General features: G+C 73.3%; 15 protein-coding genes. 8 read left to right on the top strand and 7 right to left on the bottom strand.

Translation table 11 applies throughout. The annotated features are described in order from the left end of the window. Window positions 1-16: 16 nt before the first annotated feature. From abmR to AC5R91_RS22960, 3 genes are all read right to left on the bottom strand, one after another. Window positions 17-730 (bottom strand): ATP-binding transcription factor AbmR, encoded by a 714-nt coding sequence (gene abmR, locus AC5R91_RS22970; protein ID WP_495393387.1) that lies wholly within the window; start codon window positions 728-730, stop codon window positions 17-19. 149 nt (window positions 731-879) lie between these two features. Continuing rightward, on the bottom strand, window positions 880-2,910 hold the full coding sequence (locus AC5R91_RS22965; RefSeq protein WP_495393386.1) for a thioredoxin domain-containing protein: 2,031 nt from the start codon (window positions 2,908-2,910) through the stop codon (window positions 880-882). Between the two features lie 316 nt (window positions 2,911-3,226). Next, entirely contained in the window at window positions 3,227-3,409 is a 183-nt protein-coding gene (locus tag AC5R91_RS22960; protein ID WP_495393385.1) for a hypothetical protein, read from the bottom strand. A 360-nt stretch (window positions 3,410-3,769) separates the two neighbouring features. On the opposite strand from AC5R91_RS22960, the gene AC5R91_RS22955 reads away from it, so the two are divergent. Further along, a complete protein-coding gene (locus tag AC5R91_RS22955; protein WP_495393384.1) occupies window positions 3,770-7,051 on the top strand; it encodes a leucine--tRNA ligase in 3,282 nt (1,093 codons plus the stop codon). Window positions 7,052-7,153: 102 nt separating this feature from the next. Here the strand turns inward: AC5R91_RS22955 and AC5R91_RS22950 are convergent, their stop codons facing one another. Together AC5R91_RS22950 and mca are read right to left on the bottom strand one after the other, a co-directional pair. Further along, window positions 7,154-7,510, bottom strand: a complete 357-nt coding sequence (locus tag AC5R91_RS22950) for a hypothetical protein (protein ID WP_495393383.1) — start codon at window positions 7,508-7,510, stop codon at window positions 7,154-7,156. 201 nt (window positions 7,511-7,711) lie between these two features. Next, complete coding sequence (mca, locus tag AC5R91_RS22945; protein WP_495393382.1) at window positions 7,712-8,605, bottom strand: mycothiol conjugate amidase Mca; 894 nt, start codon at window positions 8,603-8,605, stop codon at window positions 7,712-7,714. A gap of 445 nt (window positions 8,606-9,050) precedes the next feature. On the opposite strand from mca, the gene greA reads away from it, so the two are divergent. The 3 genes from greA to AC5R91_RS22930 all read left to right on the top strand — a co-directional run bounded on the left by greA (window position 9,051) and on the right by AC5R91_RS22930 (window position 13,255). Next, window positions 9,051-9,533 carry a transcription elongation factor GreA gene (gene greA / locus AC5R91_RS22940; RefSeq protein WP_495393381.1) on the top strand — a complete coding sequence of 161 codons (483 nt, stop codon included), beginning with the start codon at window positions 9,051-9,053 and terminating at the stop codon, window positions 9,531-9,533. 251 nt (window positions 9,534-9,784) lie between these two features. Then, entirely contained in the window at window positions 9,785-11,236 is a 1,452-nt protein-coding gene (locus AC5R91_RS22935) for a magnesium chelatase ATPase subunit I (protein WP_495393380.1), read from the top strand. A 24-nt stretch (window positions 11,237-11,260) separates the two neighbouring features. After that, window positions 11,261-13,255 carry a vWA domain-containing protein gene (locus AC5R91_RS22930; protein WP_495393379.1) on the top strand — a complete coding sequence of 665 codons (1,995 nt, stop codon included), beginning with the start codon at window positions 11,261-11,263 and terminating at the stop codon, window positions 13,253-13,255. On the opposite strand, the gene AC5R91_RS22925 is transcribed toward AC5R91_RS22930, so the two are convergent. Then, window positions 13,175-13,846 carry a PadR family transcriptional regulator gene (locus AC5R91_RS22925; protein WP_495393378.1) on the bottom strand — a complete coding sequence of 224 codons (672 nt, stop codon included), beginning with the start codon at window positions 13,844-13,846 and terminating at the stop codon, window positions 13,175-13,177. The genes AC5R91_RS22930 and AC5R91_RS22925 overlap by 81 nt on opposite strands. 94 nt (window positions 13,847-13,940) lie before the next feature. Between AC5R91_RS22925 and AC5R91_RS22920 the strand changes: the two genes are divergently transcribed. The 3 genes from AC5R91_RS22920 (at window position 13,941) to AC5R91_RS22910 (ending at window position 16,437) form a co-directional block, all read left to right on the top strand. Beyond that, on the top strand, window positions 13,941-14,390 hold the full coding sequence (locus AC5R91_RS22920) for an antibiotic biosynthesis monooxygenase (RefSeq protein ID WP_495393377.1): 450 nt from the start codon (window positions 13,941-13,943) through the stop codon (window positions 14,388-14,390). Window positions 14,391-14,583: 193 nt separating this feature from the next. Continuing rightward, window positions 14,584-15,801, top strand: coding sequence for a trypsin-like serine peptidase (locus AC5R91_RS22915; RefSeq protein WP_495393376.1), 1,218 nt, complete (start codon window positions 14,584-14,586; stop codon window positions 15,799-15,801). A gap of 174 nt (window positions 15,802-15,975) precedes the next feature. Further along, window positions 15,976-16,437 carry a hypothetical protein gene (locus tag AC5R91_RS22910; RefSeq protein WP_495393375.1) on the top strand — a complete coding sequence of 154 codons (462 nt, stop codon included), beginning with the start codon at window positions 15,976-15,978 and terminating at the stop codon, window positions 16,435-16,437. 38 nt (window positions 16,438-16,475) lie between these two features. Here AC5R91_RS22910 and AC5R91_RS22905 read toward each other — a convergent pair whose 3' ends face one another. Next, window positions 16,476-17,375, bottom strand: a complete 900-nt coding sequence (locus AC5R91_RS22905) for an alpha/beta fold hydrolase (protein ID WP_495393374.1) — start codon at window positions 17,373-17,375, stop codon at window positions 16,476-16,478. A gap of 244 nt (window positions 17,376-17,619) precedes the next feature. Here AC5R91_RS22905 and AC5R91_RS22900 point away from each other — a divergent pair, with 244 nt between their 5' ends. Then, complete coding sequence (locus AC5R91_RS22900) at window positions 17,620-19,227, top strand: MBOAT family O-acyltransferase (RefSeq protein WP_495393373.1); 1,608 nt, start codon at window positions 17,620-17,622, stop codon at window positions 19,225-19,227. The last annotated feature ends 379 nt before the right edge of the window (window positions 19,228-19,606 follow it).

Below are 19,606 nucleotides of genomic sequence, written 5' to 3'. Positions count from 1 at the left end.
CGAGACGGCTCACCGGCTAGCGGCCGGGGCCCTCGGAGCGGATCTTCTCGACCTGTTCGAGGGCCTCGCGAAGCTGGCGCAGCCAGGTGTCGGAGTTGTCCCCGACCAGTCGCACGCACCAGGCCAGCGCCTCGCTGCGGCTGCGCGCCACGCCGGATTCGACGAGCGTGTCCAGCACCTGACGCTCCGGCTGGCGCAGCCGCGTCATCACCGGCACGGACAGCACGGTGAACAGCTCGCTGGCCGTGCCGGCGGTCGCCCCCCACGCGACCTTGCGCCCGTAACGCCGCTCGGCCTCGGCGGCGATGGCGATCCGTTCCTCCCGGGTGCGCTCTCGGAACCGGCGGATCAGAGCGACGGCCTCCAGGTCACGTCCAGCCGGCAGCTCCGCCCCCCCGGGGTGAGGCGTCACCCCCCCGGAGTGAGGAGTACCGGTCTGCGGGGACCCGGCCTGGGAAGATCCGGCCTGGGGAGATCCGGGCTGGGGAGATCCGGGCTGGGGAGATCCGGGCTGGGGAGATCCGGCCTGGGGGGCGCCGGATCGGAGGGGTTCCTCGTCGGGGAGCTCCCCGACGACGGTGATCTCATCCCGGTCGACGACCACGGCCGGTGGGCCGGTGAACCACCCGGCGGGGATGTGGGCCGCGAACCAGTCCGGCGCGTCATGCGCCGGCACCGACTCCGCCCGATCCCCCGGCCTGCCATAACCACGCCCACGCGGACCGGACATGACGAGTCTCCTCAGGTCCCCCGGCCGGACCCGCGGGCGGGCCCGACCTGCCGAACTGATCCGGAGCCGTAGCCCCGCCGGGGTGTGCGCCGACACACCCCGCCGACGATTACACGCTTACCGGGTCATGAGTGAAAGTCCCTGGGGCCTCAGGTGGCGACCTTCACGCCGAGCTGACTGCGGACCTCCTCCGCGGTGTGCGCGGGCAGCTCGCAGACGAAGTCCCGGCAGACGTACACCCCCGGGGCCCCCCGCCCGGCGACCAACGGTCCGCTGGTCACCACGACGGCACCCGGCGCGGTGCCCAGCCGGGCGAGCCGTTCCAGGGCCGGACTGTCCACGACGGCGACCTCGGCCGGCCCGGCGAGCAGCGCCTCGGCGACCGCTCCGGCCCAGCCGGCGAACCGGGCGTCGCGGGACAGCAGCGGCGCGAACCGGGCCACGGTCGCCTCGGCGGTGCTCCGGTGCTCGGCCGAGCCGGTCAGGGCCGCGTAGGTGAGCAGGGCACCCGCCACCGCCGCCTGACCCGACGGGGTCGCCGAGTCCGAGTCGTCGCGGGGGCGGCGCAGCAGCGCCTCCGCGTCGTCCGCGGTGTCGAAGAAGCCGCCGTCCGGCGCGGCGAACCGGGCTCGAACCACGTCGAGCAGCTCGCCGGCCAGGGTCAGCCACTCCGGATCCCCGGTGACCTGGTGCAGGGTGAGCAGCCCCTCGGCGACGTCGCCGTAGTCCTCCAGCACGCCGGCGTTCGTCCCGACCCGGCCGTCCCGGCTGGTGCGCCGCAACCGGCCCGCCACGAGATGGACGTCGCGCAGCAGCACGGCGGCGTCCTCGGCGGCGCGGATCCAGGCCGGCTCGTCGAGCAGCGCGCCGGCCTCGGCGAGGGCGGCGATGGCGAGCCCGTTCCACGCGGCGACCACCTTGTCGTCCCGGGCGGGCTGCGGACGGCCGGCCCGGGCGGCGGCGAGGGCCGCGCGCACCGCCGCGAAGCGCGCCGCGTCCGGCGGGTCCGCCGGCAACTGCAACACGGACGTCCCGTGCTCGAACGTGCCCTCCGCGGTGACACCGAAGATCTCCGCCGCCCAGGCGCCGTCGTCCGCGCCGAGAGCGGCGCGCAGGCCGGCTGGCGTCCAGGAGTAGCTCGCGCCCTCCTCGGGCTGCGCGTGGGCCGCCGGGACACCCGCGGGCACCGCGTCCGCATCGAGCGCCGAGGCGAACCCGCCCTGCGGGGTGCGCAGGTCGGCGAGCAGGAACGCCGCGGTCTCCCCGACCACCCGCCGGGCCAGCGGCGAGCCGGTGGCACGCCACAGGTGCAGGTACACCCGCAGCAACTGGGCGTTGTCGTAGAGCATCTTCTCGAAGTGCGGGACGGTCCACGTCGCGTCGACGCTGTAGCGGGCGAAGCCGCCGGCGAGCTGGTCGTACATGCCGCCGCGGGCCATCCGCTCGCAGGTGAACGCCACCATCTCCAGGCTGTGCTCGTCGCCGGTGCGGGCGGCATGGCGCAACAGCATCTCCGCGACCATGGACGGCGGGAACTTCGGCGCTCCGCCGAACCCGCCGTGCCGCGCGTCGAACCGGGCGGACAGGCCCGCGACGGCCGTGTCCAGCAGCGGCGGGCTCAGCTCGTCGGCGACGCCGGACGTGGGGCTCGCGGCGAGCCCGGCCACCGGGCCGCGCGCCGCCGCCTCCGCCAGCCGGCGGGCGATGTCGGCGCCCGACTCCTCGATCTCCGCCCGCCTGGTCTGCCAGGCGGCGACCACGGCCTCCATGACCTGGCGGAACGACCCCATGCCGGGCCGGGGCCGGGGCGGGAAGTAGGTGCCGGCGAAGAACGGCTCGGCGGTCGGGGTGAGGAAGACCGTCATCGGCCAACCGCCGTGGCCGGTCAGGGCGACCGTGACGTCCATGTAGACGGAATCGACGTCCGGCCGCTCCTCCCGGTCCACCTTGATGTTGACGAAGTGGTCGTTCATGTAGGCCGCGGTGACCACGTCCTCGAACGACTCGTGCGCCATGACGTGGCACCAGTGGCAGGCCGCATAACCCACCGAGAGCAGCACGGGCACCCCGCGGCGGGCCGCCTCGGCGAACGCCTCCGGGCACCACGGCCACCAGTCGACGGGGTTGTCCGCATGCTGGAGCAGGTACGGAGACGTCTGCTCCGCCAGCTTGTTCGGCACCGGGCAACTCCTCAGGGTCTGGCGTCGCCCGGGTCTGTGGAGCCCCGGGTCACTGGCTATGCAACCAAAGCGACGAGCGGCTATGCCCCCACCCGTGCCGCGCCGCGCCAACTGTGGCCCTCGGCACCCCAACTCGCCAGCCACCCCTGCCAGCGGCCGGCGTGTCAGCCGATCCCCTCGTGTCGTCGAGGGCACCCTCTGGTGGCTCAGCCGCGGAAGATGTCGTGGGTGCCGACCCGAAGCCAGCTCACATGCGGGTCGGTACCGCGACCCGGCAGCGGGTCCCCGTACGTCACAGCGCCCGACCGGCCGGCGCCTAGGTCATCTCGAACAGGCCTGGCTTCGACGTGAACGCCTTAACCCGCAGCGACGGGTGCAATTTGCGGACGGGGAGGCCCTGAACGAACAGCCGCTGAGCGCGCAGGAACGCGGCGCGCTGCTCCGGCCGAAGCCGGTGGTACTCCGCCAGGAAGCGGGCAGCAGCCTCGTAGGTGGGCATGGCGCCACCCTAGAGGGCTGATCCGGCGATTCGGGCACCGACACGGCGCGGAAAACCGGTTGCCGAAGTCGATCATCGTGGCGACCATGGACGAGAAGATCACCCGATGCCCGGGGCCGCTCGGGCAGCACGGTCCGCTCGTGGTGGCGTGCGGTCGGAACCGGGGTGCACGGGACCGGATACGCTCGGAGAAAGGCACGATCCCGGCTCCTCCGCCCGTCCGCCCGTCCGCCGTCCACTCGCTCGACCGCCGTCCGCCAGGCCGCCGTTGCGCCGCGAGAGCGGTCGAAGGGTCGTCGCGGGCACTCGGAAGGGTTGTCGCAGGGTCGGAGTACCAACGAGTTGGGGTGGCACGAGCGAATGAGTGAGACGGCCGAGCACGGCACCGACGCCGGCGCCGCGAACGCCACGGCAGCCCCGTCCGGCGCCACATCCCCATCCGGCGCCACGCCCAGCGCCGGGACCGGCGACGAGCCCGGGTTCCGCTACGATGCGCGGCTCGCCGCGGACATCGAGCGCCGCTGGCAGCGCCGGTGGGCCGACGAGGGCACGTTCAACTCGCCGAACCCGGTCGGGCCGCTCGCCGCGGGCTTCGACGAGGTCGCCGGGCGCGAGCCGTTCTACATCATGGACATGTTCCCCTACCCCAGCGGCACCGGCCTGCACGTCGGGCACCCGCTCGGGTACATCGGCACCGACGTGTTCGCCCGCTACCTGCGGATGTCCGGCCGCCACGTGTTGCACCCGTTCGGCTACGACGCCTTTGGCCTGCCCGCCGAGCAGTACGCCATCAACACCGGTCAGCACCCGCGCACGACCACCGACGCCAACATCGCCAACATGCGTCGGCAGCTCTCCCGGCTGGGGCTCGGCCACGACACCCGCCGCGAGATCGCCACGACCGACGTCGGGTACTACCGCTGGACGCAGTGGATCTTCGAGCGGATCTTCGACGCCTGGTACGACCCGCAGGCCGGCCGGGCGCGGCCGATCGCCGAGCTGATCGCCGAGTTCGAGGCCGGGACCCGTTCTCCGGTGGCCGGCCCCGCCGCCGGCACCACCGCCGTGTCGGTCGACGCCGTCCGCGCCGCGAACCCGGCGGGCCTGCCCTGGGCCGAGCTGGACCGGGTCGCCCGCCGCCGGGTCGTCGACGCCCACCGCCTGGCCTACATCTCCGAACAGCTCGTCAACTGGTGCCCCGGGCTCGGCACCGTGCTGGCGAACGAGGAGGTCACCGCCGAGGGCCGCAGCGACATCGGGAACTACCCGGTGTTCCGCCGGCCGCTGCGGCAGTGGGTGCTGCGGATCACCGCCTACGCCGAACGGCTGGTCGCCGACCTGGACCTGGTCGACTGGTCGGATTCGATCAAGCAGATGCAGCGCAACTGGATCAGCCCGAGCGACGGCGCGAGCGTCGAGTTCGCCCTCGTCTCCGCCGGCACGACCGGACAGACCGGCACGACCGACAAGACCGGCACGACGGACGCGTTCACCGGCGCCGCCAGGTCCTCCCCCGCGCCGCGCATCGAGGTCTACACCACGCGCCCGGACACCCTCGCCGGGGCAACCTTCCTGGTGCTCGCACCCGAGCATCCGCAGGTCGACGCGCTGGTCGCCGACGCCTGGCCGGCGGGCACCCCGGCCGGCTGGCGCTTCCCGGCCGGCCACGGCGCGCCCGTCGCCGACGCCGCGGGCACGGGCGAGGCCGCCACCATCGACCCGGCCACCGCCACCGCCACCGGTACAGACACCGCCACCGGTACAGACACGGCCACCGGTACCGACACCTCCGCGGGCGCCGAGGCCGCCGCCGCCGACCCGGCCTGGACGCCGCGCGCCGCGGTCGAGGCCTACCGGGCCTTCGCGGCGCAGCGCAGCGACCGCCAGCGCGGCGAGGAGATCGACCGCACCGGCGTGTTCACCGGCGCCTATGTCCGCAACCCGGTGGGCGGCGCGGAGATCCCGGTCTTCCTCGCCGACTACGTCCTCGTCGGCTACGGCACCGGCGCGATCATGGCCGTGCCGGCGCACGACAGCCGGGACTTCAGCTTCGCGCGCGCCTTCGGCCTGCCGATCCCGGCGGTGCTGGCGCCCGACGAGCCGTGGTGCGCCGAGCGCGGCGTCACACCTGGTGCACCGCCGTCGGCGTGGCCCGAAGCGTTCAGCGGCGAGGGCGCCTACCTGCCCGGCCCGGCGGGGGCCCCGGTGCTCACCGGCCTGGGCAAGACCGACGCGATCAAGACGACCGTCGCCTGGCTGGAGGAGATCGGCGCGGGCCGGGCGGCCCGGTCCTACCGGCTGCGGGACTGGCTGTTCTCCCGGCAGCGCTACTGGGGCGAGCCGTTCCCGATCGTCTTCGACGACGACGGCCTGCCGCATGCCGTCCCGGACGAGCTGCTGCCCGTCGAGCTGCCCGAGATGACCGACTTCCGGCCGACGGCGATGGCCGAGGACGACGAGAGCGATCCGGTGCCGCCGCTGGCCCGCGTGGCCGACTGGGCGACCGTCACCCTCGACCTCGGCGACGGCCCGAAGCGCTACCGGCGCGAGACGAACACGATGCCGCAGTGGGCCGGGTCCTGCTGGTACCACCTGCGCTACCTGGACCCGACCAACACCGAGCGGTTCGTCGACGAGACCGTCGAGCGGTACTGGATGGCCAAGCCGGGCGCGGCGGCCGGCGACGGCGGCGTCGACCTCTACGTCGGCGGCGTCGAGCATGCGGTGCTGCATCTGCTCTACGCCCGGTTCTGGCAGAAGGTCCTCTACGACCTGGGGCACGTCTCGTCCAAGGAACCGTTCAAGCGGCTGTTCAACCAGGGCTACATCCAGGCCGACGCGTTCACCGACGCCCGCGGGATGTACGTCCCGGCGGCCGAGGTGGAAGCGAGCGGCGACGGCCGGTTCACCCACCAGGGGGCACCGGTCGACCGCCGCTCCGGGAAGATGGGCAAGAGCCTGAAGAACAGCGTCAGCCCGGACGAGATGTACGACCGGTTCGGCGCCGACACCCTGCGGGTCTACGAGATGGCGATGGGTCCGCTCGACGCCGACCGGCCCTGGCACACCGACGACATCGTCGGCTCACACCGGTTCCTGCAGCGCCTGTGGCGCGCGGTCGTCGACGAGGGCAGCGGGACGGTCGCCGTCTCCGACGAGCAACTGGACGCCGAGGCCACCCGCGTCCTGCACCGGACGATCATCACGTTGGCGGCGGAGTACGCGGGCCTGCGGTTCAACACGGCCGTCGCCCGGCTCATCGAGCTGACGAACTTCGTCTCGAAGCGGTACGGCCAGGCCGCGACCCCCCGGGCCCTCGCCGAGCCGCTGGTCCTGATGGTGGCGCCGCTGGCCCCGCACATCGCCGAGGAGCTGTGGACCCGGCTCGGGCACAGCGAGTCGGTGAGCCGCGCGGCCTTCCCCGTGGGCGACCCGGCGCTGGCCGCCGAGTCCGAGCGGACCATCCCGGTCCAGGTGAACGGGAAGGTGCGGTTCACCCTCCAGGTGCCCGACGGTGCCGCGGAGCCCGTGATCCGCGAGCTGCTCACCGCGCACCCCGACTACGCGCGCCAGACCGAGGGCCGAACCATCAAGAAGGTCATCATCGTCCCCGGCCGCATCGTCAACATCGCCCTGGGCTGACCGCTCCCTGCCCTGCCTTGCCTTTCCAGCGGGATAAGTCGGGCACAGAACCCGCTGGAAGGGCAGGTAAGCAGCGGTCGTGGGTGGGGCGGGGCTCCCGGCTCAGCCGCCGGAGGCCGGGGGGCCGGGCTGGACGGGCAGGTCGAGATGCTCGCCCTCGCCATCCGTGGCCGCGGCATCGTCGACGACCTCGCCGTCGATCACCGGGCCCCTTCGGCCGGCCAGCACCGACCGACGGCGGATCGCCTGGCGGGGATCGACCGGGCCGGTGAGCCGGTCGGGATCGACCCCGAGGAAATCACCGTTCGCCACGTTCGCGCGCATCCGGCGAAGGCTCTTCGAGAGCATGAAGAACAGCCCGGTGGAGACCACGATCAACCCCACGACGATGAGCAATCCAAGACCGCCCGCGCTGTGCTCCTGCTCGGCCAGCACCGAACCGGCGAAGATCTCGTTCACGGTGACGTCCTCACACCCGGGTCCAAACTCTGCGGTCATCCCGCCGCTGCGCCGCGCGAGTGCGCGGCCGGCCCCGCCCGAACAGGCGGTGCGCCGTGGGCTCCCGGCGGTGCCCACCTCCGACATTACGCCGCGCCGGACCGCCCCCGGCGGGCGCCGATCAGCCCCCGCCGGCCGGCCGGCCACCCGCCGTGCGCACGATCACACGCCGTTGAACAGATCGTCCTCGGGCAGCGTGCCGACCTCGATCAGCGAGCGGGCGAGCTGGTAGTCCTCGGTGGGCCAGGCCTCCCGCTGCACGTCGAGCGGAACCCGGAACCACCATCCGGTGGGGTCGACCTGGGTGGCATGCGCGATCAGGGCGCGATCGCGGGTCGGGAACCAGTCCGCGCACGGCACCCGGGTGGTGAGCCGGCCCGCGTCCGCCGCCCGGTCGGCCCACTCGTCGAGGCGTTCCGTGTAGGGAGACTCCAGGCCGCGGGCCAGCAGCGCCTCGTGCAGCGCGAGGATGCGCTCCTTGTGGAAGGTGAGGTGGTAGTACAGCTTGAGCGGCTGCCAGGGGGCAAGCCCGGCGTCCACCCCCACCTCGGGATAGCGCTCAGGGTCGCCGGCCGCCTCGAACGCCTCGATGCTGATCTTGTGCGTCATGATGTGGTCGGGATGCGGGTAACCGCCGGACTCGTCGTAGGTCGTGATGACCTGTGGCCGGAAGGTGCGGATCAGCCTGACCAGGGGCTGGGCCGCCGCGGTGAGTGGCGTGGTGGCGAAGCGACCCGGCGGCACGGGCGGCAGCGGGTCGCCCTCGGGCAGGCCGGAGTCGACGAAGCCGAGCCACTCCTGGCGCACGCCAAGGATTCGCCGGGCGTTCTCCATCTCCTCACGGCGGATCTCGGTGATGCGCTCGGCGACGCCGGGTGAGTCCATCGCCGGGTTGAGGATGCTGCCCTCCTCACCACCGGTACAGGTCACGACCAGCACGTCCACGCCCTCGCTCGCGTAACGCGCCATCGTGGCCGCGCCCTTGCTGGACTCGTCATCGGGGTGGGCATGGATGGCCATGAGACGCAGGCCATGCCGCTCGTCGACCGAAGGCATGCCACCATTGTCGCTGACGGCCGGGCCGGACCGCGGCCATCGACCTGGGTGGCCATGACGTGACCGCCGTGCTACACCACTGTGCGGAACCATGGAGCCCGCCTCCACGTTTGATCTGGAAAAGTTACCCAACGCCGTGGCACAATGCACCGTCCGCGCATGCGGTGACGGGTGTGACGTCGCCGGCCGGCGTACCGACATCGGTGTCGGTCCGGCCCCGGGGACCGATGGAGTGCGGCACCCATTCGCCACGCTCCCGCTCCGCCAGGCGTGCGGTCATGGTCGTAACCACGGACTGACGGTTCGCCCAGGAGGGTAGAACCGCTGGTCTGGGGTCTCCCAGCGGTGGAGGAGCCGCCGCCGGAGTCAGCGGGCTCGACCCTGGATTCCTTGATTCACCTTGATATCGTGACCCTTTTGATGTTCACCGAGGAGCGTGACCCGCGTGACGCAGCAGACTTGGCTCACTCAGGAGGCATACGACCGGCTCCGCTCCGAGCTCGACTACCTCACCGGCCCCTGGCGCACGGAGATCGCGACCAAGATCGAGGCGGCCCGCGAGGAGGGCGACCTCAAGGAGAACGGTGGCTACCACGCCGCCAAGGAGGAGCAGGGCAAGCAGGAGGCCCGCATCCGCCAGCTCGCCGACCTGCTGCGCGACGCGCAGGTGGGCGAGGCGCCCAACACGACCGGTGAGGCCGGTCCCGGCACGGTCGTCGAGGTGCGCTTCCCCGGCGAGCAGGAGACCGAGAAGTTCCTCATCGGCTCCCGCGAGGACCACAGCACTCCCATCGACGTGTTCTCCCCCGCCTCCCCGCTCGGTGGTGCCGTGAACGGCCACAAGGCCGGCGAGACCGTCAGCTACACGCTCCCCAACGGCCGCTCCGCGAAGGTCGAGATCGTCTCGGTCGCACCTTACGGCTCCTGACAGCACCGGAGCCTGGTTCGGCCATGCCACTTCGGCCGGACCGGGGGTCACCCATCGTGGCTGGCGCGCCGGCACCTAGGAGCCGGTCCGCCCGGATTGAGCCGGTCGGCGGGGGCGGGGCTCCTTCGGGCGGGGCGGGCGGCGTACCCCGACTACGCCTGCAGCGGACGGCAGTCGACTTGGCTGCGCCGCGGGCGGTGTCGACGTACCGTCGACGCGTGGAGGATCTGCCGGCACCGCCCCGTCATTCCATGCCACCGACCGCGACATCCCCGGCCACCGCGCCGGCGGATACCGCTCCGCCGTATGCCACGGTGGGTGAGCTTCGCCGCAGCGGGCACGTTCACCGGCCCGTCCGCACGGAGCTGCGCGACAACCTCGTCGCCCTGATGAAGGGCGAGGCGCCCCGCTTCCCGGGCATCGTCGGGTTCGACGAGACCGTCCTGCCGCAGGTCGAGCGCGCCATCCTGGCCGGCCACGACATCGTCTTCCTGGGCGAGCGCGGCCAGGGCAAGACCCGGCTCATCCGCACCCTGGTGAGCCTGCTCGACGAGTGGTCACCCGCCGTCGCCGGCTGTGAGATCAACGACCACCCGTACGCGCCGGTCTGCGGCCGCTGCCGGGCACTGGCGGCCCAGCTCGGCGACGAACTTCCGATCGGCTGGCGCCACCGCTCCGACCGGTTCGGCGAGAAGCTCGCCACGCCGGACACCAGCGTGGGCGACCTGATCGGCGACGTCGACCCGGTGAAGGTCGCCGAGGGCCGCACCCTCGGCGACCCGGAGACGGTGCACTACGGCCTGGTGCCGCGCACGAACCGCGGCATCTTCAGCGTCAACGAGCTGCCCGACCTCGCCGAGCGCATCCAGGTGTCGCTGCTCAACGTGCTGGAGGAGCGCGACATCCAGGTCCGCGGCTACCTGCTGCGCCTGCCGCTCGACCTGCTGCTGGTGGCCTCGGCGAACCCCGAGGACTACACCAACCGCGGCCGGATCATCACTCCGCTCAAGGACCGCTTCGGCGCCGAGGTCCGCACCCACTACCCGCTGCAGCTCGGCGACGAGCTCGCGCTGATCCGCCAGGAGGCCGTGATCTCCTGGGCGGGCTCGCCGCTGGGCACCCCCGAGATCGCCGATCACCTGCTGGAGATCGTGGCCCGGTTCACCCGGCTCGTCCGCGACGCCCCACAGGTCGACCAGCGTTCGGGCGTGTCGGCCCGGCTGGCGGTGGCCGCGGCCGAGACGGTGGCCGCCTCCGCGGTCCGCCGCGCGGCGCTGACCGGGGAGGAGACGGCCACCGCCCGGGTGGTCGACCTCGGCGCAATCGTGCCGGCGGTGCGCGGCAAGGTCGAGTTCGACCAGCTCGAGGAGGGGCGCGAGGACGAGGTGCTCGCGCTGCTGCTGCGCCGCGCGATCGCCGAGACGTTCCGGGCCCGCCTCGCCGGTGCAGACCTCACCGGGCTGCAGAACCGGTTCGACGCCGACGGCCCGGTCGAGACGGGGGACATGGTGCCCGCCGCCGAGCTGCTGCGCCGGGTCGGTCCGGTGCCCGGCCTCGCGGCGATCCTCAACCGGCTCGGCGTGGACGGCGCGGAGTCGCCCGGCCTCGCCGCGGCGGCGCTGGAGCTGGCGATGGAGGGACTGCACCTCAACCGCCGGCTGGCGAAGGAAGAGCTGCCGGGCCGGACGGTCTACGGCTCCTGACATGACCCCCGTGGGAGGATCCCGGTGAGCTCCGGCGCATTCCGTTACGGCCCCTGGGACGGCGGGCCCGACCCGCTCGCCTCCCCCTTCACCGCGGCCGGCGCGCTCGACGAGATGTCCCGCCAGATCCTGGAGGGACGCACCCCCCGGGAGGCACTGGAGGCTTTGCTGCGCCGCGGCATGCCGGGCCGGCGCGGGCTGGACGACATGCGCCGGGCCATCGAGCGGCGTCGGCGCGAGGCCCGGTCCCGCGGCCGGATGGACGGCACCCTGGAGGAGGTCCGCCGGCTGCTCGACACGGCTGTCGGTCAGGAGCGGGCGGCGCTGTTCCCCGACCCGTCGGACGAGGCCCGCCTGCGGGAGGCCGAGCTCGACGCGCTGCCCGCCGACCCGGCGCGCGCGGTGCGGTCGCTGGCCGAGTACGACTGGCGTTCCCCACAGGCCCGCGAGACCTACGAGAAGATCTCCGAGCTGCTGCGCCGGGAGGTCCTCGACAGCCAGTTCAGGGGCATGAAGCAGGCCCTGGAAGGGGCGACGCCGGAGGATTTCGCCCGTATCCGGGACATGATCGGGTCGCTGAACACCCTGCTGGAGGCCGACGCCCGCGGCGAGGACACCGACGAGGCGTTCGCCGAGTTCATGTCCCAGTACGGTGATTTCTTCCCGGAGAACCCGCAGTCGCTCGAGGAGCTGGTCGACGCGCTGGCGCGCCGTTCGGCGGCGGCCGCCCGGCTGCTCGCCGGGCTCACCCCGCAGCAGCGCTCCGAGCTCGCCGATCTGATGTCCACCGCCATGGAGGACCTGGGCCTGGCCGCCGAGATGTCCCGGCTCGCCCAGGCGCTGCGAGCCTCCCGCCCGGACCTGAACTGGGGCGGCCGGACCCGTGGGCGCGGTGGCCGGCTCGGCGAGGGCCTCACCGGGGACGAGCCGCTGGGCCTCGGCGACGCCACCTCCGCGCTGGAGGAACTCGCGGAACTCGACGAGCTCGCCGCCGCGTTCGGGCAGGACTACGCCGGGGCCTCGCTGGAGGACATCGACCCGGATGCGGTCGCCCGGGCGCTGGGCCGTTCCGCCGTCGACGACCTGCGCAGCCTGCAGCAGATCGAGCGGGAGCTGGAGCAGCAGGGGTTCATCACCCGCCGGGCCGGCAGCCTGGAGCTCACCCCCCGCGCGGTCCGCCGGATCGGGCAGGCGGCGCTGGCCCGGATCTTTCGGCAGGTCTCCGCCCGCGGCCGCGGCGACCACAATCTCACCGACGCCGGCTCCGCCGGCGATCTGCTCGGCACCTCGCGGGCCTGGCAGTTCGGCGACACCCAACCGATCGACGTCGTCCGCACGGTACGCAACGCCGTGCTGCGCGGCGGGCCGACCGGCAAGGGCCGGCCGGTGCGGCTGGAGGTCGGCGACTTCGAGGTCGCCGAGACCGAGCGGCGCACCACCGCCGCGGTCTGTCTGCTCGTCGACCTGTCCTACTCGATGGCCCTGCGGGGGACGTGGGGAATCGCGAAGTCGACGGCGCTGGCGCTGCACACCCTCGTCAGCACGTCGTTCCCACAGGACAAGATCCACATCATCGGCTTCTCGGACTACGCCCGCGAGCTGCGGCCGGTGGAGCTCGCGGGCCTGGACTCCGAGATGGTCCAGGGCACCAACCTGCAGCACGCCCTGCTCATCGCCGGCCGGCTGCTCAGCCGGTACCCGCAGGCCGAGCCGGTCGTCATGGTCGTCACCGACGGGGAGCCCACCGCCCACCTGCTGCGCGACGGCACTCCGTCGTTCTCCTGGCCGCCGATGCCCGAGACCCTGGAGCTGACCCTGGCCGAGGTGGACCGGCTGACCCGCCGCGGGGTGACCATCAACGTGTTCATGCTCGACGACGAGCCGCGGCTCGTGCAGTTCGTCGAGGAGATGGCCCGGCGCAACGGCGGGCGTGTCCTGTCACCCGACCCCACCGCCCTCGGCAGCTACGTCATCCGGGACTACCTGCGTTCCCGGGGACGCCACCGCGTCGCCCGCTGACCTGCCCGGGGCGTCCCTCGCCGGCCGCTCGGGTTCGGCGGGCGGTGGCGGGGTGCGGGCGAGGAGGGGGTCGGCGGCGAGCCGCTCCCAGAACTCCGCCACGAGCCGCTCGTAGGCGAGTCCCAGGTCCAGCGTGCGCCGCAGCGTCCAGACCATGGCGTCCGGTGGAAGCGCGGCCAGTGTGCGGTAGACCTCCAGGTGCGCCCGGTGCGCGGCGGCCTGGGCACGGGCGAGCCGGGCGACGTCGCCGGGGCGGCCGAGGTCGGCGAACGCAAGTTTGAGCAGGCCGAGGTCGCGTAGTTCGGTGCGCCCGGAATCGGCCGAGGAGAGCCAGTCCTGCAGGCTGCGCCGGCCGGCGTCGGTGATCCGGAAGACGCGCCGACGGCGGCCCCCGGCCTCCCGCTCCTCGGCCAGCAGCCCGGCCTCGGCGAGGCGCGGCGGCTCCTTGTAGAGCTGCGCGTGCGGGAACGACCAGTAGTTCCCGACCGATTCGGCGACCGACACCTTGAGGTCGTAGGGCGTGGCGCTGCCGCGGCGGGCCACCTCCCCGAGGACCAGGTACGACACCGGTGTCAGCGCGATCTCCGCCATGATCTCCATCATACGGCTTGACTCATACCGTCTCTTTCGGACTATCCTGATCCGGACGACAGTCCGAATCAGACGATTGTGGAGGTGGGTCACCGTGCCGACGATCCCCTGGGCCACCCCGCGGGGCGGCAAGGCCGGCGCCGCCAAGCCCGAGGACACCGCCGCCGCGGGCGGCGCCAGCACGAACGGCGCCGTCGAGGTGATGGCCTCCTACTTCGTTCTTTCCTCGTCCCGGTACTCGATCAGGATGCTGCGCTCGGCGCTCGCCGTCCGGCGGGCCCTGTTCGCCGCGCCCGGCGCCCTCGGCGTCTCACTCGTCGCCCGGCCGCTGCGACGGGAGTACTTCACCCTGTCCGCGTGGACGGACCGGGCCGCGCTGGACGCGTTCGTCGGCGACCCCCACCATCGAGAGGCGATGCGCCGCCTCGGACCCGCGATGGCCCAGGCCCGCTTCGTCTTCTGGCAGCCGCCGGCCGGCGCCGGAGCCCCCACCTGGGCGCAGGCCCGCGAGCACCTCGCCGCGCCCACCACGCCCACCGGCTGACCGCACCCGCCGACTGACCGCACCCATCGACCGACCGCACCCATCGACCGACCGCACCGGCAGTGCCGACGCCGACCACTCTCGGCGGTCGGGGCCGCCACCCTCACCCGCCGCGGGGGATCTGACCGGCACCCGGGGGGCGGTCGCCGCGCCCCGACCATCCAGATCTCGAACTCTGCTACTCTGCGCGATCGTGAAGTCACGGAGGGAAGGGGAGGGCGCGGCGGGCGCGAGGCATCGGGCGAGCCTGCGGCAGCGCGGACAGCAGCCCCGGCCACCGGCCCGTTCGCGGCTGGTCGCCGCCGTGCTGCTGATCGCGGGCGTGGGGCTCGCCCCCACGGCCATGCCGGCCAACCCTGCCCATGCCGCGCCCGGCGGCGCGATCCTCGCGGACGGCCTGCGCGGCCTCACCGGCCTGCCGGACTCGGGTGTGCGGTCGGCGGTCGGCGGACCGCCGATCGCGGGTCCCGACGCCGGACCGGTCCGCCCGGCCGACCTCGCCGCCGAGATCACCCGGGGGCAGCCGCCGCCGCTGTCGGCGCCGGGCGCGGTGACCGCCGCCGAGCAGCGCGCGGTCGAACGGTACTGGACGGCCGAGCGTCGCGACCGGGCCTTCGGCTCCCACACCACCGACCGCGCCGATGCCAACACCGGCGCCGCGACGGCGGCGGGCACGCCGTTCGCCGACGACACGAACCCCGGGCTGTCGAGCACACCGCCGCCGCCCAGCGACGGCACGCCGTACACCCGGGGCGGTCGGGTCACGGCCACCACCGGCCGGCTGTTCACCACGATCGGCGGCGCCGACTTCGCGTGTTCGGCGAGCGTGGTGACCAGCCCGGGCCGCGACCTCGTCGTGACCGCGGGGCACTGCCTGCACGGCGGCAGGGGCGCGCAGTTCGGCCGCCAGGTCGCCTTCGTCCCGGGCTACGTCAACGGGACCATGCCGTACGGCATCTGGACCGCCCGCCGGGTGACCGTGACACCGGGTTGGGCGAGCGGCTCGAGCTTCGACGTCGACGCCGGCTTCGCGCTGTTCAACACCCACGGCGGCCAGCACATCGAGGACGTGGTCGGGAGTCAGGGCATCGCGTTCGGCCTGCCGAACACCTACCCGCAGTACAGTTTCGGCTTTCCACGCCTGCTGCCGTACGACGGCAACAAGCTCATCTACTGCGCCGGGCCCGGGTCGGCCGACCCGTACGGGGGCCCGTCGATCGGGATGCGCTGCCGCATGACGGCGGGCTCGAGCGGCGGCCCGTTCATCACCGGGTTCGGCCGGCTCGGGCCCGGCCACGGCTGGATCGACGGGGTGGTCAGCTACGCCTACGCCGGCTCCACAGAACGCCTGTACGGGACGCACTTCGGCGATGCGGTGAAACTGCTCTACTACCAGTCCTACCCGCTCTGAGGCGCGGGCCCCGCGAGGCACAGGAGGCACAGGAGGCGCACGAGGGCGCACACGGTGCACGAGGCGAACAAGGTGCACGAGGCGCACAAGGCACAGGACCAGCACAGTCGCCCCACAGGCGGTTCACATGCGGTCGGTGCACAAGCGGGAGGAGTCAGTCGGTACCGTCTGCGCATGCCGCATCCGGGCAGCTTCGGGCTCCTCCTCACCCTGCACGTCCTTCTCGCGATCTTCGTCATCGGACCGCTGACCCTGGTCTGCGCGACCGTCCCCCGGCTGCTGCGGGCAGGGCCGGGCGCCCTGCCGATGCTGCGGCTCGCCGCGCGGCTGGTGCGCGGGTTCGGGCTGGCCTCGCTGCTCATCGTGGTGACTGGCGTGGGGATGGTGCACCAGGGGTCGTTCGGCAGCGTGCGGTCGTTCAGCGACTCCTGGCTGCTGGGCTCGCTGGTGCTGTGGGTGGTGGCGTGCGGCATCTGCCTGGCGGTCATCGCACCAGGCCTGTTGCACGCCGTCGCCGAGATCGACGCAGGCGGGGACGCTCGGCGCCGGCTCGGCACCGTCACCGGCGGCGCGGTGCTGAGCTCCGCCTGCTGGGTCGTGGTCGTCGCCCTGATGGTGGTCAAACCCGGCGCGTGAGCCGGCGGGCGGCGACCCCCGACGGGCCTTGCGTCCGCTCAGCTCGCGGCGGCGAGGGGGCGCCGACCGGCCTCCCCGCGGTCGACGACGTCCTCCAGCTTGTCCAGCACCCGGTCCCACACCTGCCGGGGCAGGTCGTGGCCCATCCCGTCGATCTCCAACAGCTCCGCGGCCGGGATGGCCGCGGCCGTGAGCCGGCCGCCGATCACGGGAACGAGCGGGTCGGCGCCGCCGTGGACGACGAGGGTGGGCGGGCGCAGCCCGGCGAGTTCCGCGGTGCGGTCCGGGGCGGAGAGCACCGCGGCGACCTGGCGCAGCACACCGTCGGGGCTGGCCCGGCGGTCCCAGTAGATCTCGGCGCGCCGGCGCAGCCACGCCTCGTCCGGCGCGAACTCCGGCGAGCCGAGCACCCGATGCGCCTCGTGCGCGGCGAGGACGGACTGCTCCACGTCGAGCGGCGCCGGGCGCAGGAACAACCCGATGGCCTCCGGCGTCGGCTGCACCCGGTGGTCGCCGGGGTGCGACATCACCGACGTGAGGCTGCGGACCCGCTCCGGGCTGCGCAACGCCGCGATCTGGGCGACCATGCCGCCCATCGACAGGCCCAGCAGGTGCGCCGACTCGACGCCGAGCGCGGTGAGCAGGCCCAGCGCGTCGGTGGCGAGGTCGGCGAGGCCGTAGGGGGCGAGGTCGAAGCGCCCGGCGATGATCGCCCCGAGGTCGGGCCGGCCGAGGTGATCGAGGTGGGTGGACAGGCCCGCGTCACGGTTGTCGAAGACGATCGCCCGGTAGCCGCGCCGGGCGAGCGCGGCGAGCAGGTCGGGATGCCAGCCGACGAGCTGCTGCCCAAGGCCGCCGATCATCAGCAACGGCAGACCGTCGTCGTCGCCGTGGATCTCGTAGGCGAGTTCGATGCCGTTGACCGTGACGATGCCCATGGTCGGAAGGTAGCCATCCCGTGGCTGGCGCGCACGCCTTCCAGGCCGAATCGAGCCAACCTCACCCATTCGGGCCGCTCCGCCGCCCGGGGGAACCGATCTCACCGGTCGTCCCGCCACGCGTGAGCGCGCACCCCTCAGCCGGTCGCTACTTTATGTATCTTTCTAAATCCATAGAGTAGCGACGTGCGGCGCCCCCCGAAAAGTCACCCGCCACCCGCCCGATCTCCCAGGACGGCTATACGTGATCTTTCCGACGATCGAGTTCGCGGCGTTCTTCGTCGTGGTGATGGCGCTGTCCTGGCTGCTGATGCCCCGGCCGGCGCTGTGGAAGCCGTTCATCCTCGCCGCGTCGTACTTCTTCTACGGCTTCGCCGACGCCCGGTTCGTCCTGCTCATCGTCGCCTCGACCCTGATCAACCAGGCCGCCGCGCGGGCGATCCACCGCTTCCGGGACCGCCGCATCCTCGCCGCCGCGATCGCCTGCGACCTCGGCCTGCTCGGCTGGTTCAAGTACTACGGCTTCTTCGCGCTGTCGGTCGATCGCGCCCTGGCCGACGTCGGGCTGCCCGCGCCGCTCCCGCTGCTCCAGGTGGCGCTGCCCATCGGGATCTCGTTCTTCACCTTCCAGGCGCTGAGCTACGTCATCGACGTCCACCGGGGGATCAACGCGCCGGCGCCGCTGCTCGACTTCGCCGTCTACGAGGCGTTCTTCCCGCATCTCGTGGCCGGTCCGATCGTGCGGGCCAGCGAGTTCCTTCCGCAGCTCGCCACGCCGCGCGACCCGGCCCGGGTGCCGACCACCCGGGCGGCGTTCCTCATCCTCGGCGGGCTGATCAAGAAGATCGTGCTCGCCGACGTCCTCGCCTCCCGGCTGGTCGACCCGGTCTTCGACGCCCCGGGCCAGCACTCGTCCGCGGAGATCCTCGCCGCCGTGTACGGCTACGCCGTCCAGATCTACTGCGACTTCTCGGCCTACTCCGACATCGCCATCGGGATCGCGCTGCTGCTCGGCTTCCGCTTCCCGGACAACTTCGACCGGCCGTACGCGTCGCGCAGCCTGCAGGAGTTCTGGCGACGCTGGCACATGACCCTGTCGCGCTGGCTGCGCGACTACGTGTACCTGCCCCTCGGCGGGAGCCGGCGCGGACGTCGCCGGACCTACCTGAACCTCCTGATCACCATGACTCTGGGCGGCCTGTGGCACGGCGCGTCGTGGACCTTCGTGCTGTGGGGGGCACTGCACGGCGCGGCCCTCGTCACCGAGCGCCGACTGCGGACCTGGCGGGCGAGGCGGGCGGCCGCCGCCGGGCTCGCCCGAATACCGCTGCCGCGCGCCGCCGCCCCGGCCACCACCCGCGGCGAGCCCCTCGCCGCCCAGCGCACAGCCTCCGGCCCTGGGTCGGACGCCGCCTCGCCCGCGCCCACGCCCCAGCCGGTAGGGGTGGCGGTGGCTCTCCTGCCAGCCGCCGCCGCTCGGAGCGCCGCCGGGGGTGCGGCCCGGATCGGCGGCCCCGTGCGCGGCTGGGCGGCCCGGCTGGCCGTCTTTCACTTCGTCTGCGCGACCTGGGTGCTCTTCCGCGCCCCGGATCTGGACACGGCGGGCCGGCTGTTCGCGCGGCTGTTCACCGCGGGCGGCCCGGCGCCGCTGGTCACCCCCGCGGTGCTGGCCGCGATCGTGGTGGGCCTCGCCACGGCAGCCATCCCGCCGGGCTGGTGGGCCGGGACGCGGGCCCGGTTCGCTCGGGTGAGCCTCGGCCCGCAGATCGTCCTGCTGACCGTCTCGATGATGGTCATCTACGCGGTCGTCGGGCAACAGGACGTCGCCCCCTTCATCTACTTCCGCTTCTGAGGACGGCCCGCCGGGGCGAGGGGCCGACAGGGCGAGGTAAATCACCTAAGGTAATCGACACACCACGGAAGATGAGGTCCGGTTCCCCTCCCCCAGCCGCCGACGGAGCCCGCGACCATGACCGAGCGCGACGACGCGGCGCCGACCCGGCCGTCGGCGTCCGCGCCCGCCACCGCATTTCCACCCGTCCCCACATTTCCACCCGCCACTGCATTTCCACCCGCCCCCGCACCCCGGACCGCCCCGGCGCCCCAGCCCGCCGGGCCGCCACCGCAGACCCCCCGCGGACCGCGGGGCCGTCCCTCCGCCCGGGACCGTCCACCGGACCAGACACCTCGCGGACCGCGGGGCCGTCTCCCCCAGGACCGTCCACCGCACC

This window comes from Frankia sp. BMG5.60 (assembly GCF_059428125.1).
Note: the sequence above shows the minus strand (reverse complement) of the source record. Positions and strands in the feature narration are given on the sequence as shown.

What these genes read in the sequence shown, in the direction of transcription:
- abmR (WP_495393387.1), bottom strand. Translation starts at nt 730, where the DNA reads ATGTCCGGTCCGCGTGGGCGTGGTTATGGCAGGCCGGGGGATCGGGCG.
- AC5R91_RS22960 (WP_495393385.1), bottom strand. Translation starts at nt 3,409, where the DNA reads ATGCCCACCTACGAGGCTGCTGCCCGCTTCCTGGCGGAGTACCACCGG.
- AC5R91_RS22955 (WP_495393384.1), top strand. Translation starts at nt 3,770, where the DNA reads ATGAGTGAGACGGCCGAGCACGGCACCGACGCCGGCGCCGCGAACGCC.
- mca (WP_495393382.1), bottom strand. Translation starts at nt 8,605, where the DNA reads ATGCCTTCGGTCGACGAGCGGCATGGCCTGCGTCTCATGGCCATCCAT.
- AC5R91_RS22935 (WP_495393380.1), top strand. Translation starts at nt 9,785, where the DNA reads ATGCCACCGACCGCGACATCCCCGGCCACCGCGCCGGCGGATACCGCT.
- AC5R91_RS22925 (WP_495393378.1), bottom strand. Translation starts at nt 13,846, where the DNA reads ATGGCGGAGATCGCGCTGACACCGGTGTCGTACCTGGTCCTCGGGGAG.
- AC5R91_RS22910 (WP_495393375.1), top strand. Translation starts at nt 15,976, where the DNA reads ATGCCGCATCCGGGCAGCTTCGGGCTCCTCCTCACCCTGCACGTCCTT.
- AC5R91_RS22905 (WP_495393374.1), bottom strand. Translation starts at nt 17,375, where the DNA reads ATGGGCATCGTCACGGTCAACGGCATCGAACTCGCCTACGAGATCCAC.